This is a genomic window from Acetobacter orleanensis (assembly GCF_001581005.1).
In the GTDB taxonomy this organism is placed as follows: Bacteria; Pseudomonadota; Alphaproteobacteria; order Acetobacterales; family Acetobacteraceae; genus Acetobacter; species Acetobacter orleanensis.
Genome location: NZ_LHZV01000066.1, coordinates 110,116 through 124,998 on the forward strand (window position 1 = coordinate 110,116; position 14,883 = coordinate 124,998).

Annotated in this window: 14 protein-coding genes and 1 tRNA gene; 2 read left to right on the forward strand and 13 right to left on the reverse strand. The window is 55.0% G+C overall.

The genetic code is table 11. The annotated features are described in order from the left end of the window. Positions 1 to 15: 15 nt before the first annotated feature. The 5 genes from AD949_RS11450 to mnmE are packed head-to-tail and all read right to left on the reverse strand — an operon-like array spanning position 16 to position 5,540. Positions 16 to 939 (reverse strand): ParB/RepB/Spo0J family partition protein, encoded by a 924-nt coding sequence (locus AD949_RS11450; protein ID WP_174766763.1) that lies wholly within the window; start codon positions 937 to 939, stop codon positions 16 to 18. Next, positions 933 to 1,724 (reverse strand): ParA family protein, encoded by a 792-nt coding sequence (locus AD949_RS11455; protein ID WP_048834870.1) that lies wholly within the window; start codon positions 1,722 to 1,724, stop codon positions 933 to 935. The genes AD949_RS11450 and AD949_RS11455 overlap by 7 nt, the downstream gene beginning before the upstream one ends. Continuing rightward, positions 1,717 to 2,313, reverse strand: coding sequence for a 16S rRNA (guanine(527)-N(7))-methyltransferase RsmG (gene rsmG / locus AD949_RS11460; protein WP_048834799.1), 597 nt, complete (start codon positions 2,311 to 2,313; stop codon positions 1,717 to 1,719). The genes AD949_RS11455 and rsmG overlap by 8 nt, the downstream gene beginning before the upstream one ends. Then, complete coding sequence (mnmG, locus tag AD949_RS11465; RefSeq protein ID WP_048834800.1) at positions 2,307 to 4,178, reverse strand: tRNA uridine-5-carboxymethylaminomethyl(34) synthesis enzyme MnmG; 1,872 nt, start codon at positions 4,176 to 4,178, stop codon at positions 2,307 to 2,309. Before mnmG ends, rsmG begins: the two co-directional genes overlap by 7 nt. A gap of 18 nt (positions 4,179 to 4,196) precedes the next feature. Continuing rightward, on the reverse strand, positions 4,197 to 5,540 hold the full coding sequence (gene mnmE / locus AD949_RS11470) for a tRNA uridine-5-carboxymethylaminomethyl(34) synthesis GTPase MnmE (RefSeq protein WP_048834801.1): 1,344 nt from the start codon (positions 5,538 to 5,540) through the stop codon (positions 4,197 to 4,199). A 202-nt stretch (positions 5,541 to 5,742) separates the two neighbouring features. Here mnmE and AD949_RS11475 point away from each other — a divergent pair, with 202 nt between their 5' ends. Further along, positions 5,743 to 6,210 (forward strand): methylated-DNA--[protein]-cysteine S-methyltransferase, encoded by a 468-nt coding sequence (locus tag AD949_RS11475; protein WP_048834802.1) that lies wholly within the window; start codon positions 5,743 to 5,745, stop codon positions 6,208 to 6,210. Positions 6,211 to 6,273: 63 nt separating this feature from the next. Here AD949_RS11475 and AD949_RS11480 read toward each other — a convergent pair whose 3' ends face one another. The 5 genes from AD949_RS11480 to AD949_RS11500 form a co-directional block, all read right to left on the reverse strand. Continuing rightward, positions 6,274 to 8,274, reverse strand: coding sequence for a M1 family metallopeptidase (locus tag AD949_RS11480; protein WP_244463278.1), 2,001 nt, complete (start codon positions 8,272 to 8,274; stop codon positions 6,274 to 6,276). A gap of 215 nt (positions 8,275 to 8,489) precedes the next feature. After that, positions 8,490 to 9,179, reverse strand: coding sequence for a hypothetical protein (locus AD949_RS11485; RefSeq protein ID WP_052944506.1), 690 nt, complete (start codon positions 9,177 to 9,179; stop codon positions 8,490 to 8,492). Between the two features lie 333 nt (positions 9,180 to 9,512). Next, positions 9,513 to 9,589 (reverse strand) — tRNA-Pro (locus AD949_RS11490). An 80-nt stretch (positions 9,590 to 9,669) separates the two neighbouring features. After that, on the reverse strand, positions 9,670 to 10,254 hold the full coding sequence (locus AD949_RS11495) for an LOG family protein (RefSeq protein ID WP_048834804.1): 585 nt from the start codon (positions 10,252 to 10,254) through the stop codon (positions 9,670 to 9,672). Positions 10,255 to 10,341: 87 nt separating this feature from the next. Continuing rightward, on the reverse strand, positions 10,342 to 11,547 hold the full coding sequence (locus tag AD949_RS11500; RefSeq protein WP_048834805.1) for an MFS transporter: 1,206 nt from the start codon (positions 11,545 to 11,547) through the stop codon (positions 10,342 to 10,344). A gap of 69 nt (positions 11,548 to 11,616) precedes the next feature. On the opposite strand from AD949_RS11500, the gene AD949_RS11505 reads away from it, so the two are divergent. Next, entirely contained in the window at positions 11,617 to 12,192 is a 576-nt protein-coding gene (locus AD949_RS11505) for an NUDIX domain-containing protein (RefSeq protein WP_048834806.1), read from the forward strand. 224 nt (positions 12,193 to 12,416) lie between these two features. Here the strand turns inward: AD949_RS11505 and hemJ are convergent, their stop codons facing one another. Genes hemJ through hemE form a run of 3 tightly spaced genes read right to left on the reverse strand, consistent with a single transcriptional unit; the run spans position 12,417 to position 14,646 of the window. After that, positions 12,417 to 12,869: a protoporphyrinogen oxidase HemJ gene (gene hemJ / locus AD949_RS11510; RefSeq protein WP_048834807.1), complete on the reverse strand. Its 453-nt coding sequence runs from the start codon at positions 12,867 to 12,869 to the stop codon at positions 12,417 to 12,419. A gap of 2 nt (positions 12,870 to 12,871) precedes the next feature. Next, positions 12,872 to 13,567, reverse strand: a complete 696-nt coding sequence (locus tag AD949_RS11515; RefSeq protein WP_048834808.1) for an HAD family hydrolase — start codon at positions 13,565 to 13,567, stop codon at positions 12,872 to 12,874. Beyond that, positions 13,564 to 14,646, reverse strand: coding sequence for a uroporphyrinogen decarboxylase (gene hemE, locus AD949_RS11520; RefSeq protein WP_048834809.1), 1,083 nt, complete (start codon positions 14,644 to 14,646; stop codon positions 13,564 to 13,566). The genes AD949_RS11515 and hemE overlap by 4 nt, the downstream gene beginning before the upstream one ends. Positions 14,647 to 14,883 lie beyond the last annotated feature (237 nt).

Genomic DNA, 14,883 nt, shown 5'->3' on the forward strand with positions numbered 1-14,883 from the left:
CACAAGTCTGAAATTTCAGCTTTTTAAACGGGCGAGAACATCATCCAATTGGTCAAGACTTTTATAGTGAATTTGCAGAGAGCCGCCTTTACGCCCGTCAAAATGCACCTGAACTTTCAAGCCCAGTCTTGTCCCTAGATCTCGCTCAAGAGCTGAAATTTCGGGATCAGCGGCTTTTTTAACCGGAGCAGGCTGAGCTTTCCCTTTGCTGTCCAACGCCTTCTGCACAAGGGTTTCCGTCTGCCTTACAGAAAGACCTTTCTCAATAACCTCCTTAGCTGCTGCAATCGGGTCAGGATGCGCCAGAAGAGCACGTGCGTGCCCTGCTGATAGAACCCCTGCTCCAACAGCTTTCCGCACGCTTTCAGGCAAACGGAGCAGGCGCATGGTGTTCGCCACATGCGGGCGAGATTTCCCGATAGCTTTAGCCAGTTCGTCCTGCGTCAGGCTGTATTCTTCCATCAAACGGCTGAAACCGTCTGCTTCTTCAATCGGGTTCAGGTCAGCACGTTGGAGGTTTTCAACCAAGGCCGCAGCCATGGCATCAACTTCATCCAGATCCCGCACATGCACCGGCACAGTATGGCATTGTGCTAGCTGCGCTGCACGCCAACGTCGTTCCCCGGCAATAATCTGATACTGCCCTTTTTTATCCGGGTCTGGCCGCACCAGAATAGGCTGCAAAATGCCACGCGCCCGGATAGACTCCGCCAGTTCTTCCAGCGCTTCCGGCTCCATATCCTGTCTGGGCTGAAATGGCCCCGGAACAAGAACATCAACGGACAATGAACTCACAGGCGTTGCTGGCCCCGCAGAGGCCGCCTGAGTCGGTCCAGCAGACGCTACAGCGACAGAGGGTGTGACATCACCCAGCAAGGCGGCAAGACCTCTGCCAAGTTTTGGTCGGGCTGCAGATTTACGCTGAGACATGCCTAGAATGCCCTCCTCTTAATTTCCGCCGCCAAAGCTCGATAAGACTCCGCACCGCTGGCCCTTGAATCATACGTCATGACAGGCTGACCATGACTCTGGGCCTCAGAAATACGGATATTTCGTGGGATAATGGTTTCAAGCACATCATCCCCAAAAAAGCTCCTTGCATCCGCTGCAACAAGTTCAGACAGGTTATTTCGTCTGTCATACATTGTCAGCACAATGCCGGCCATTTTCAGGGTGGGGTTCAATTTTTTTCTGACCCGATCAATCGTCTTGACCAGATGCCCCAGTCCTTCCAGTGCAAAAAATTCACACTGCAACGGAGCCAGAACACCATCTGCAGCAACCAGTGCATTCAGCGTTAGTAAGCTGAGGCTGGGCGGACAATCAATAATGATATAGTCCACACTCTTGGCCAGCGGAGCGAGGGCCTCCCGCAGGCGCGTTTCACGCTCATCCGCGTCGACCAGTTCAATTTCAGCGCCGACCAATTCTGTATTGGCTGCAATAACGGAGAGACCGTTTATCTCGGTCGGCTGCAAAAGGTCCGCTGCCGGTTTCTCATGCGTCAGCAGGGCATAGGCCCCGCCCTGCCGGGCATCATACCCAACACCCAAGCCCGTGGAGGCGTTACCCTGCGGGTCCATATCAAGCAGCACGACCCGTGCACCGTCTTCCGCCAAAGCAGCGGCAACATTAATGGCCGTGGTTGTTTTTCCAACCCCACCTTTCTGGTTTGCAACAGCCAGAATACGGCACGTTTTTGTTTTTTTGTCAGACTTAGACACGTTCAAGATTGCTCACTTCAAGAATCACACCATCATGGCTTGTTATGCTGCGGTGGATACGCACATTCATGTGCCAGTTCCGTCGGGCCTCGGTCAACTCTTCATCCGCTTGCTGGCCTTTGAGAAAAAAGGCTTTCCCCTGTTTTGCCAGCAAGGGAGCCGTCCACTCCAGAAGCTTACTTAACGAAGCCAAAGCCCGGGCCGTAACGACCGGCGCAGGCGCAATATCCACCTGCTCAATCCGCTCAGCTAACACTGTTAGCGGCGCTTTTGTAGCGCGAGCCGCTTCCCGCAGAAAGGCGGCTTTACGCTGGTCAGATTCAATCAATGTTCCGGGCACACCCGTCGCGATTGCAACAATAACGCCGGGAAAGCCACCACCGGAACCCATATCAATAAACCGTTCCTGTCCTGCCACAAACGGCGCAAGCTGGAGGCTGTCCAGAACATGCCGCTCCCACACACTGGCAATGTCACGAGAGGAGACAAGGTTAATCCGCGGATTCCATTTTTCCAGCAGGGCGACAAACGCTTCTAGCCGCTCCTGTGTTTCACGTGAAACATGAACACTTTCCGGCAGGTTCAGCATCGTGCACTCCTTTGCCTGACATGGGCAAGCACCGCTACCAAAGCAGACGGTGTCACACCGGGAATTCTTTGTGCCGCTCCAAAATTTTCCGGTCTGGCGCGTTCGAGCCGCTCCTTCATTTCAGCGCTCAAGCCCCCGATTGCATTGAAGTCCATATCTCCGGGGAAGCGAATTTCGGCCTCGGCTTCAAGTTGCCTGATTTCTCGCTGCTGCCTTATAAGGTAGCCCTTGTAGCGGGCCTGTGTTGTGACATAAGAGCGGGCGCGATCTGGCGCGGTAAGATACCAAGGCGCCAGCTTTTCAAGCACGGCATCTTCCACACCATATCCTAGAATTTCCAGCAGTGTCCGGCGTCGACCGTCCAGCGCAACCTTCAGCCCGGCCTGAACCAGCACCTGCGGTTGCCAGCTTTCCTGCTCGGCTCGCTCGGTAAGTTCTTCGATATCAGAACAATCTTTTTCAAATACGGCACGCCGCTCAGCACCCACGCAACCCCAGTCCAGACCGATTTGCGTCAGCCGCATATCGGCATTATCGGCCCGTAATGTCAGGCGATATTCGGCGCGGGATGTAAACATGCGGTAAGGCTCGCTCACGCCTTGTGTTGTGAGGTCATCCACCATCACGCCGATATAGGCTTTACCGCGATCAAGGCTGACCGCACCCAGCCCCGCCGCCCGACGGGCCGCGTTAACGCCAGCCAGAAGTCCCTGTGCGCCAGCTTCTTCATACCCTGTTGTTCCGTTAATCTGCCCAGCCAGAAACAGGTTTTTACATTTCTTAAGCTCAAGGGAGGCCGTCAGCTCCCGTGGGTCAACATAGTCATATTCCACAGCGTAACCCGGCTGCACGATGACCGCATGTTCCAAACCGGGGATGGACCGGATCATTGCTTCCTGAACATCCGCCGGGAGGCTGGTGGAAATCCCATTAGGGTAAATCAGGTGGCCGCCTTCATGCTCAGGAAGAGCCTCAGGCTCCAGAAAAATCTGATGGCCGGTCTTTTCCGCAAACCGCACGACTTTATCTTCAATAGACGGGCAATAACGCGGCCCACGGCCTGAAATTGCGCCGCCATAGACAGCAGAAAGATGCAGAGACTCTCTGATAATATCATGGGTTTTTTGGGTAGTTGTCGTAATGCCGCAAACTAATTGGGAGTTAGTAATTCGCGTTGTCAGGCGGCTGAAAGGTTCGGGGGATACGTCCCCCTTATCTTCCGCCAGAATTCCCCAATTTATGCTATCTTTCAATAAACGTGGGGGCGTGCCTGTTTTAAGCCGCCCCATTGTTAGATTCAGATTTTTCAGTCTGCGTGCGAGTGCAACCGCAGGTTGCTCCCCCACGCGCCCCGCTGGCTGGCTTTTATGCCCAATATGAATAACTCCATCCAGAAAGGTACCGGTTGTCAAAACAACGGCACCAGCCCGCCAGTGTGTGCCATCTTCACACACAACACCCTGCACTGCTCCCGCATCCGTGCAGATCAGGTCAGTTACCGCCCCTTCAGCACAAGTCAGATTAGGTGTTTCAGCCAGCAAGTCCTGCACGGCCTGCTTATATAAAAACCGGTCAGCCTGAGCTCTTGGCCCCTGCACGGCTGGCCCTTTGGACCGATTGAGCAGTTTGAAGTGTATCCCAGCCCGGTCCGCAGCCCGACCCATCAGGCCATCCAGTGCATCAATTTCACGCACCAGATGCCCTTTACCAATACCGCCAATGGCCGGATTGCAGGACATTGCACCGACAGTGTCTTTACGATGGGTGAGCAGGAGTGTGCGCGCACCACAGCGGGCAGCCGCAGCTGCGGCCTCACACCCGGCATGGCCACCCCCAACCACAATCACATCATACGAACGGTCCATAACCCTGCCGCCTTACCTTTACTTTCCGATACAAAACTGGCCGAACACCGCATCCAGAAGGTCTTCGACCCCCACATGCCCCGTCAACCGCCCTAAAGCCCGCATAGCGAGCCGTAATTCTTCCCCGCGCATTTCCGGCCAATCCTGCTGCAGCGCCGCCTCCAGACACGCACAGGCCTCTTTAACACCGGCTTTATGCCGCGCCCGAGTCAACAAAGGCGCTCCAGAAGATGAAGACGCCGTTAGAGCTTCTACCTTCTGCTCCAGCACAGATTTAAGCTGGTCCAGCCCCTGCCCTGTTTCAAGGCTGACCGGCATGACCGGATGCCCCTTAACCTCATTCGGCACTGTGCCGAGATCCGTTTTGTTTCCAATCAACACACTTGCTGGAAACACGTCCTTCGGCTCATCACCAGCAGCAAACATCTGTAACACACAGTCGGCTTGTTTCACGTGAAACAATGCCCGCTTTACGCCTTCTGCCTCAATGGCATCCTCGGTTTCCCGCAAGCCTGCCGTATCCACAAATGTTACGCGGACTCCGGCCAGAATACCGCTGATTTCTATCGCGTCCCGCGTGGTACCCGCTATGGGGGAAACAATAGCGGCATCACGGTCCGCCAGCCAGTTTAAAAGACTGGACTTGCCAGCATTTGGCGGCCCGGTAATGGCAAACACAACACCACGCCGGATGCGCTCGCCTCTGTCCCCTTCCTGTATATGCACTTGCATGGCGGCTATCAGAGCATGGATTTCATCCAGAAGACCTTGTTCCACTTCAGGCGGCAGGTCTTCATCCGGGAAGTCAATCAACGCTTCCTGATGTGCTAAAACGCGTTTTAGCCGGTCTGCCCAGTTCTGATAAAGGCGACTCAGCGCGCCATCCGTCTGCGCCAGAGCCAGTTTGCGCTGGCTTTCTGTTTCCGCTTCAACCAGATCTGCAATACCCTCGGCTTCAACCAGATCCATGCGACCATTCATGAAAGCTCTGCGGGTGAATTCCCCGGCCTCCGCCGGGCGTGCCCCACCTTCAACCAATGCCCCAGCCACAGCCTTGATAACGGCTGGGCCAGCATGCAGATGCAGTTCAAACCCGTCCTCCCCCGTGTAGCTGCGGGGGCCGGGGAACCAGAGCACTAGAGCTTCATCCAGCAGAGTGTTCTGTGTTGCGGCCTCCTGCCACACACGCCGGAGTGCTGCATGGCGGGCCTTGGGAAGCTTACCGATCAGCTTTTTCAGCAGAGCTTCACTCCCCGCCCCACTCACTCGCAGAACCGCAATGGCTGCGCGGCCAAGGCCCGTGGATAAGGCAAAAATTGTTTCGTCACCCTGATACGCCACGGTGGTTGTCCCTTCCTGCATGATCCCTGAAAAAGTGGGGGCTGTTTTGAAGTCTGGCTTTATCCGGGCTTTCTAAAACAGAACGCCCTACAGACGTAAGCTAAAATCACATCAAGGTCTTACCGCCTGATGTGTCTCAGAGGCCTTTTCTTAACATGACAAGCCTCAGGCTGCCGCGCATACTGCGGCCTTATACAGACCAACATCATGATGGACAAAGACCATGCCCCAGCTTTCTCTCCATTCCCCCATCGGGCCGCTGACCCTGACAGAAGAAGACGGCAAGATCATCTCGCTGGACTGGGGTTGGGGGCGTGACCAGACAGAAACACCCATGCTCTGTGCCGCACGGGACTGGCTGGATACATGGTTTGATGACCCAAAAGCCGCAGGCGTCTTCCCGTTCCCACTGGAGCCGATGTTCGGCACAGACTACCAGAAGCGGGTCTGGACGGCTTTATGTGCCATCCCGGTTGGCACCGTAAAAACCTATCTGGCACTGGCGCAGGAAGTTGGGGGAAGTGCACGGTCTGTCGGGCAGGCCGTAGGCCGGAACCCCATCCCCATTCTGATCCCTTGCCATCGTGTCGTGGCACAAAGCGGGTTGGGGGGATATTCCGGCGATGGTGGTGTGGATGATAAACGTTGGCTGCTCACTCTGGAAGGAGCACCCATTCCGTCACGCGGCTGAAAAGCCGGGGCCGGATATGTGCGACCGGATGCCCCTGCTGTCCTACGTCTCTGTCTTGTTCTGTCAGGGTGCCGGGGCACCCTGCAAAGGGGAAGATACGGCGGCTGACGTTCCCTGTGTGTGCGCCCCGGCCAGCTTAACCGTAAAGCTGTTATCTGCCCGGTTCAGATCCGGGATCATATGATCTGGATCCAGCACCGCAGACCGGATGGCCTGTTTGCCCGGTATCTGGAGCGTGACTGTATTACGCTGATACCAAGTTTCTGTCGGAATAGTGAGACGGGCGGAACTCCCGTCCATCCACGTAATGGCCAGCACCACAGGCAAGGGCAGCCAGCCCCTGTTTTCTACCTGCACCCGCGCTCCCTGCACCGGGTTGCCATTCACGTAGGAAACGGATTTCAAGCTGTAGTCCGGCCCCCAATTGTTGAAATACCAGCCCCGCCAGAACCATGAGAGGTCCTCGCCCGATTCACTCTCCATGACACGGAAAAAGTCTGATGGTGTGGGGTGACGGAACGCCCAGAGCGCAATGTAGTGCTGGAAAGCCCGGTCAAACCGCGCTGCCCCCAGAATCTGCTCCCGCAGTAATTGCAGCCCGTAAGCGCCCTTAAAATACGTCACGCTATGCCGGTATTTTTCGGAGACCAGATCCGCCGGTGTCATCAGCACCGGAGCCGACTTATCTTTCAGAACAGGGACAATATCGTCCGCCGGATGCCCGGTCTGCGGCGCAAATTCCACATCATGCTTGGGCGCAAATTCCCCGTGGTTGAAGTGGTCAGAGGCATAGACATCAATGAAGGTGTTGAAGCCTTCATCCATAAAGGCGTTACGGCGTTCATTGGAGCCCACAATCATCGGGAACCAGCCATGGCCGAGTTCATGTGTTGTCACCCAGAACAGTTCTGCGCCCGCATCCTTTTTGCCATCAAACACAATGCCCGGATATTCCATGGCGGCACCATGCCCGCCGACATTTACGGCGTTCGGCCACGGGTAGGGAAACCATTTGCCCGAAAAATATTCAATCGCGTGCTTCACATACTCTGTTGAGCGATCCCATTTTGTCGCACCAACAGCCTCTGCCGGGTAGACCGACATGGCCAGACGCGGGGCCGGGTTTTTAGTATCACTCCCCTCAAGCGGTGGCAGATCCAGCCGTGCTGCATCCCACTGCAGCGTGGGTGAGGCTACAAACGCAACGTCACGCGTGTTGGCCATATGGAATTTCCAAGTCTGCGTCTCGGTCTGCGGCTGATGGATAATGGCCTGCACATCCTCCGCCGTGCGAATCTGAACGCGGGTTTCACTGCTCGCTGCCTGCGCTAGACGATCTCTTTCCTGTGTGCTCAGCACAGTATCAGGGTTTGTCAGCACACCGCTTCCAGCCACCAGAAACCCTTTTGGTACGGTGACGCTGTAATCAAAATCTCCGTAATCCAGATAAAATTCCTGCCCAAGATAGGGGGCGGTATCCCAACCGCGCTGGTCATCATACACCGCCATGCGGGGGTAAAACTGGGCGATTTCATACATCTCGCCATCCCGGTTCTGGCTGAACGCCGTGCGACCACCCCACTCACCGGGAACGGTATAATGCCATGAAATTTTGAGGGTAAGATGCCCGCCCTTCCCCGCCAGAACCTGCGGCAAGGCGAGTTGCATACGAGTGTCTGAAACAACCGGCGTTAGCGGAATGTCCTTACCGTCCACGTTCAGCGCGACAGCTTCGATAGTCACCCCGTCTGAATGATCCTGATGCCGCTGCGGCGCGGCATACGCCCCGCGTGAACCTTCCTGATAGATATTCTGGTCAAGCTGAAGCCAAAGTGTGGAAAGAGTATCCGGGCTGTTATTGGTGTAGGTCAGTGTTTCACTGCCGCTCAGGCTATGTGTGGCCGGGTCAATCTGCACATGGATGTCGTAATCCGCCCTATTTTTCCAAGCCATCGGGCCGGGTGCCCCATTGCCTGAATGATAGGCGTTAACAGGCTGCGGATAGCTCAGCGGGGCGAATATCTGGAATGGGTCCGGCTCAGCAGCCCATGCGGCTGAGACCATGCTCCCCGCCAGCAGAGCGGCCAGTAATCCCCCCCTGATAGGAGGAAGCAATTTTAAAACCCACGCTTTTTCTGAACGACCAGACACCATGACCCCACTTTTCTCACGAAGCATTTTCTACCTGAAAGACTAAATTAAAATGATACCGAAATAAAAGAAAGGCCGCACGGGATGAACAACATCCCACTGCGGCCTTTCTGGCAGATAAAAACGGATCAGCGCTTATCACAGCTTTCCGTCAAAGAATTGAAGAAGCGCCCTGCGCTGCAATGCACCACGTCGGAACGCTGCTGTGTGGCCGGAACTGGAGCCTGCGGAGCATTTTCATAATAGGTGGGTTGCGCGACGTCAGACGGATAGCCTCCCTGTGCCACAGGAGCTTCCGCAGGCTGCGCGTAGTAGGACGGAGGGGCATACATGGTTTGCGGAGCCATGGTTTCCGGCGGCATAGAGGGAGGAGGTGGTGCCACAATGATCGTCTGCTGAGGCTGATAACTCTCTTCCGCGGAAGACGCGACCACAGAGCCCAATGCCAGTCCGGCAACGGAGCCATAGGCAAACGGTGCGCCCCAACCCCAACCGCCGCCCCAGTAGGGATTACCCCAGCCGCCATACCCCCAGCCATAGCGGGGATATCCCCAGCCATAACCACGATAGCCGGGATACCCCCAACCAGCACGGTAATAGCCTCCGGGCCGCCACCCCCAGCGTGGTCCACCACCCCAGTAGGGACGGCCGCCCCAGCCGCCGCGCCCCCAACCCGCATGATAGTAGCCTCCCGGCCCACCCCAACCGAACCCGGCGTGGAATCCACCACCATGATGCGCCAACGCTGCGGGAGACAGAGCGCAGCCCAGCAGCAAGCACGCTGCCAACCGCCCATACTGACGTGACGTGCGTTTCATTTTCTGTCCCCTCGTTATGGCACGCGTGTCTGGCCTGTTTTGTGCAGACACGTCTTTCCATGATTAAAGAAGTGGGAAATCGTTTAACGAATGTCCAGATCAAGGAAGCCAGAGGGTCTCTGGACTTCTACTCTATTTGACACAGATAACAGCTTTCCCACCATCTAAAGCAGGATAATGGACGCCTGATACGGCAATCTGATGGCTGAATACGGCTGAGTGCGTCAGGCTGCCGTGCATAAAATGCAAAAAATGCCTCTGCATTTTTGCCATAATTTATCCGCCAGCAAGGCTGACGGGTCGTAGAATTTGGGGATTTTTACGGGAAAGATCTGGTCGGAGTGAGAGGATTCGAACCTCCGGCCCCTGCGTCCCGAACACAGTGCTCTACCAGGCTGAGCTACACTCCGATGACCGTGAGCGGGCTATACGCCTCTCCGGTCATCTTAGCAAGAGCCGAAACGCAGAGAAGTGCACTTCTCTGGCTGCTTTACAGTTGTTCAACAGGCACGCGGCCCGATTTTTCAGCATTCTGGGAATAAAGCAGAGCGGTTTCCACGTCAGGCACAGCCTGAATCATGGCGCGAGCAGTTGCCGCCGCAAAGCCCTGCTCCACGGCAACATCCAACGCGGCAAGAAGCGCGTCTGCCCAGTTTTCAACATTGATCAGGATAATCGGTTTATGGTGTCGCCCCAGTTGCTTCCATGTCAGAATTTCCATCATTTCATCAAAAGTGCCAAAACCGCCGGGAAGAATCCAGAATGCATCCGCCCGTGAAAACATGATCTGCTTCCGGGTATGCATGGAATCCGTCACAATCAGTTCCGCGACGCCTTCGTGCATTTTCTCCCGGCTTTCCAGAAAATCGGGAATAACACCTGTTACCACTCCGCCCGCACACAGTGTGGCATCCGCCACAACGCCCATCAGCCCATGCGCCCCACCGCCATACACCAGACGAATGCCAGCCTTTGCCAATGTCTGGCCCGTAAGCTGCGCAGCCTGCTTGTAAAGCGGGCTTGTGCCAAAGCGAGAGCCGCAGAAAACGGCAACGGCGTTCAGGGTTGAGGGCATGCGATCCTTTTCCTTCTTTTTGAGTAACTCAAAACCATACCGTGTTCTGGCGTCTTCTGCAGGCTGGAAAAACTTTACGAGCCCGTCTCAAAGCCCAAGGTGCGTTCGCCGTTTGAGAATAACGCATAGCCCAACCCCGACAAGACTGACACACGCGGCAGCCTGAAAAACCGCGCCGTAGCCCCAGAGAGGGATCATCAACCCCAGCAGAGGGCCGGAAATACCGATGGCAATATCCAGACAGACCGAGAAAGCCCCAATAGCGGCCCCTTTACTCTCTGGCCCTATCTGCGCCACAGCACCCACACCAAGGGCCGGAAACACCAAGGAGAACCCTGCCCCGGTCAAAGCGGCCCCGGCATCCGCCCACAACGCGCTATGCCCAAAAGCCAAGACAAGCAGGCCCAACGCCTCCACAAACAGCGAGACACCGGCGACAGCGTTTCCACCCCGCTTTGCTATCTGTCTGGTAAAGGCAAAGCGTGTCAGCACAAATGTCAGTCCGAACAACGCCAGCGCAAAGGCTGCTCCACTCCAGTTCTGGTCTGAGAAATACAGAGCCAGCATAGCGGAAATAGCCCCAAACCCAACGGACCCGGCGGCGAGAGCTAAGCCATAAGGCAGCACACGCCCCAAAACTGTGAAAAACGAAGGCTGTTTGCCTGCCTCCAGCGGCGGCACAGCAGGCTGACGCATGGCCAGCGGAATACCAATGCCCATCAGCACAGCAGAGAGCAGTCCAACCCCTGCAAATCCATGAAGAACAGGCGCTGAAACACTATGATAAATCAGGGTCGCTATAGGGGCGCCCAGCGCAATACCGCCATAGGAACACACGCCGTTCCATGAAATGACCTGAGCCGTCCGGCTGACGCCTGCCCGGCGGATATTCCAGACAATAACCGCCGTTGCCACCCAGCTTTCAGCAAAGCCCAACGCAATTCGGCCCGAGAGCACAAACAGCAGGGAAACAAGAGGCAAAGAGGTCAACACGCCAGCCGTGGCTAGGAGCAGGCCTGAGAGAACCCCAGTGCTCAGGCCCATCAGCACCACGCGTTTTGGGCCACCTGTATCAATGCGTTTGCCTGCGCCAATTCGTGACGCAAAAGTTGCCAGATACTGCACCGAGACCGCAAACCCGGCCATGGCTGAACTGAAACCCAACTTTTCTCGCACAAACAGCGGCACGACAGCCATCTGTAGGCCAATGTCTATGTAACAAAATAACGTAAAAACCACGACAGCCAGAATAACAAACGTCATCGAGGGTGTGCGGACAGCCTCTTCCGACATGAAACATTCCTCAGAAATTAGTGCTATAAGAGCGTTTAAGACCCCATTTTCAGACGAAAGACCCGTTCCATGACGAAGCCTCTTCCTGACGCTGGCGGATATGTCACGCTTTCTTCCCGTATTGCCTATGAAAACCCATGGACCCGCGTAAGGGAAGACATCATTCGCCGCCCCAACGGAAAAGACGGGCTCTATGGCGTTGTGGAGCGCGGTCAATTTGTTGTTATCCTGCCACTGGGAGAGACAGCAGACGGTCAACGCACCGTAACACTGGTCAACCAGTATCGCTATCCCATCGGCCAACGCCTGTGGGAATTGCCTATGGGAATGTGGGAAGATCGGCCTGATGCCAAACCGGATAGTCTGGCAGCCGGAGAACTACAGGAAGAAACCGGGCTGATTGCCAAAACCCTGCATCATGCTGGCATTGTGTATCAGGGAGCAGGCTTCACCACTCAAAAAGGGCACGTCTACCTCGCTACCGGCCTGACACAAGGGCCATGTGCGCGGGAAGAAACAGAGCAGGATATGACCTGCCATACGCTTTTACTGGACGATGTTGAAGAGATGATCCGTAAAAACGAGATCACCTGCATGGTCACTCTTTCTGCCTTCGGCCTGCTGCGGAGTCAGAGATTGATTTAAAAAACACATACCTGTGCAGGGTTTTGCAGGACTTTATTTATTCGCTTACATATTATTTTGAAAATTTCTTTTGTAGAATGGTTTTTTATAAAAATATAAAATATTCGGCGTCAGGACTGTAAGTTTCATCCTGCCTTTCTAAAAATCGCTACGGCCTGACTCTGCTTACGCATGCAGAAAAATTCTACCTTTTGAAAACAGAGACAGGCCGTATTTGCTATTATTCAAAATGGTCGAACAATGACCATAATAACAATAATCATCATCAAAACTGTCGGCACTTCATTCGCTATCCGATAAAACCGTTCCGAATGAGAATTGCGGTCTTCTGAAAACTCTCGCCGCCAACGGGCACAAAATCCATGAAATGCAAACATACCGACTAGCGCAGTCAATTTGCAGTGCCACCAGCCAGCATGCCAGTCTACACTGCCCGGTGTGAGCACCAGCAGCACCCCAAACAGCAGGCTGGCACACATCGCCGGATTGATAATAGCGCGCAACAACCGACGCTCCATGATTTTGAAGCGCTCACTCTCTTCTGACCCGATACGCACCTGACAGTGATAGACGAACAGGCGTGGCAGGTAGAAAAGCCCAGCCATCCACGCCATGACAGACATGACATGAAATGCCAGAATCCAGCGTACCCAAGGCAGAAGCGCGTCAATGGTCATGGTTATTTACCCTGATTATGCAAAGCTTTTTGCAGAAGTGGTACAAACTCTGAAAGATGATGAATACGAACAAGGTTCGGCCATTCCGGCACAGGCTCAGCCCCCGGACGGAGCAGCACACACATCATGCCTGCATCCACAGCAGCACGCGCGCCCGTATTGCTATCTTCCAGAACCACGCAGTTTGCAGGATCAACCCCTTCCTGTGCTGCGGCATGCAGATACACATCGGGACGCGGTTTGGGTATGCCCATATCCCGCGCCGAATGAATGCGATCTGTAAAATAATGCGTCATATCCGTTGCTATGAATTTTGCATCCATTTCTTCCGTAGAGGAATTAGACCCAACACGCACCGGCAAACCCAGTTTTTTAACGCCTTCCAGCATGGCATGTACGCCATCAATGGGTTCCACGCCTTGCTTCATGGCCTCAACAAAACGCTTCTGGACACGATCAGCCCAGTCAGACCCAAGAGATTTTCCGGTTTTCTTTTCAATATCTTTCTGAATTTCCGGCAACGCCATGCCGGAGAATTCTTCAACCGCTTTGTCAGGCGGAATAGTCAGGCCAGCAGCGCGGGCTTCTTCTGCGCTAATCCGGCAACAGGTCTGCTCACTATCAACCAGAACACCATCACAGTCGAAAATAACAAGTTTCAGTTGGCCTTCAGGAGACAGTGCTAAAGCCTGTGTCACAACTCGCTCTCCCGCACTGTTTTGACCAGATCCGCCACATGCTCAACCGGCGTTTGCGGCAGAACACCATGCCCAAGGTTGAAGACATGCGCGCGGCCACGGCCTGCGTTCCGCACCGCAAGGGCTTCACGCCGCATGGCCTCACCACCAGCCAAAACCGCAACAGGATCAAGATTTCCCTGAAGGGCAACATGCTCCGGCACCAACGTGCGCACTGTGGCAAGATCAGCCCCGGTATCAAGAGCCAGTACATCCACGCCAGTTTCACGGGCGTATTCTGCAACCATTACGCCACCAAGCCGAGGGAACCCGATAACACGCACGGAGGGGTGACGGGCTTTGATGGTCTGCACGATCTGGCGAGTGGGCGCGATAACATGCTTGCGGAATTCAGAAGGCGATAACAGGCCTGCCCAGGAATCAAACAGCATGACAGCCTCAGCACCGGCTTCAATCTGGGCGCAGAGATAGGTTGCTGTCTGTTCTGTCAGAAGCGCCATCAGGCGATCAAACAAAGCAGGTTCTGAAAACGCCATGGTCCGGGTCGTGGCAAATTCACGCGAGCCGCCGCCTTCCACCATGTAGCAGGCAACAGTGAAGGGAGAGCCGGTAAAGCCGAGGAGCGTTGTCGCTCCGCCTTTAGCCGCACCTATATCGTCTGGTCCATCAAGAATGCGTCTCAGGCGGGACAATGTTTCCAGAACAGGAGCCGTTACCTCTGCAATGCGTTCCGGGTCGAGTTTTGCCACATCAGCTTCACTGCGAATGGCACCCAGAACAGGGCCGGTGCCTTCTACAAACTCAAGAGACTGTCCCATTGCCCATGGCAGAATGAGAATGTCGGAAAACAGGATGGCGCCATCCATGCCAAAGCGACGGATAGGCTGCAAAGTCAGCTCTGTCGCAATATCTGGTGTCATGCAGCGTGTCAGAAAATCGGCTCTGGCGCGCATGGCCCGGAATTCGGGCAGGAAACGTCCTGCCTGCCGCATCAGCCACATTGGCGGTGGCCAGACAGCCTCACCGTTCAATGTTCTGAGCAGGCGTTTGGAGGGGGGGATATCTGTCTTGCTGGTCATGGCCTGAAGTCCTGCACGTCTTTGTCCAACCTGTCCACGGTCCTAAAATATAAAATAAAAGAATAGAAATGGATTTAGAGGTTAAAGGGTACTGTGGATGACGGGGTACCCACCATTCCAAAAATGTACCCCATCTTTCCCACACTGTGTACAGATTACAGACCGTTGGAAATGCTAAGGTTTTCAGAGTTATCCAGAGTGTACCCAAATGGGGCTGTGTACAACTCACCGGTTCAT

What these genes read in the sequence shown, in the direction of transcription:
- rsmG (WP_048834799.1), bottom strand. Translation starts at nt 2,313, where the DNA reads ATGCTGAACCTGCCGGAAAGTGTTCATGTTTCACGTGAAACACAGGAG.
- mnmG (WP_048834800.1), bottom strand. Translation starts at nt 4,178, where the DNA reads ATGGACCGTTCGTATGATGTGATTGTGGTTGGGGGTGGCCATGCCGGG.
- mnmE (WP_048834801.1), bottom strand. Translation starts at nt 5,540, where the DNA reads ATGCAGGAAGGGACAACCACCGTGGCGTATCAGGGTGACGAAACAATT.
- AD949_RS11475 (WP_048834802.1), top strand. Translation starts at nt 5,743, where the DNA reads ATGCCCCAGCTTTCTCTCCATTCCCCCATCGGGCCGCTGACCCTGACA.
- AD949_RS11480 (WP_244463278.1), bottom strand. Translation starts at nt 8,274, where the DNA reads ATGGTCTCAGCCGCATGGGCTGCTGAGCCGGACCCATTCCAGATATTC.
- AD949_RS11485 (WP_052944506.1), bottom strand. Translation starts at nt 9,179, where the DNA reads ATGAAACGCACGTCACGTCAGTATGGGCGGTTGGCAGCGTGCTTGCTG.
- AD949_RS11495 (WP_048834804.1), bottom strand. Translation starts at nt 10,254, where the DNA reads ATGCCCTCAACCCTGAACGCCGTTGCCGTTTTCTGCGGCTCTCGCTTT.
- AD949_RS11500 (WP_048834805.1), bottom strand. Translation starts at nt 11,547, where the DNA reads ATGTCGGAAGAGGCTGTCCGCACACCCTCGATGACGTTTGTTATTCTG.
- AD949_RS11505 (WP_048834806.1), top strand. Translation starts at nt 11,617, where the DNA reads ATGACGAAGCCTCTTCCTGACGCTGGCGGATATGTCACGCTTTCTTCC.
- hemJ (WP_048834807.1), bottom strand. Translation starts at nt 12,869, where the DNA reads ATGACCATTGACGCGCTTCTGCCTTGGGTACGCTGGATTCTGGCATTT.
- hemE (WP_048834809.1), bottom strand. Translation starts at nt 14,646, where the DNA reads ATGACCAGCAAGACAGATATCCCCCCCTCCAAACGCCTGCTCAGAACA.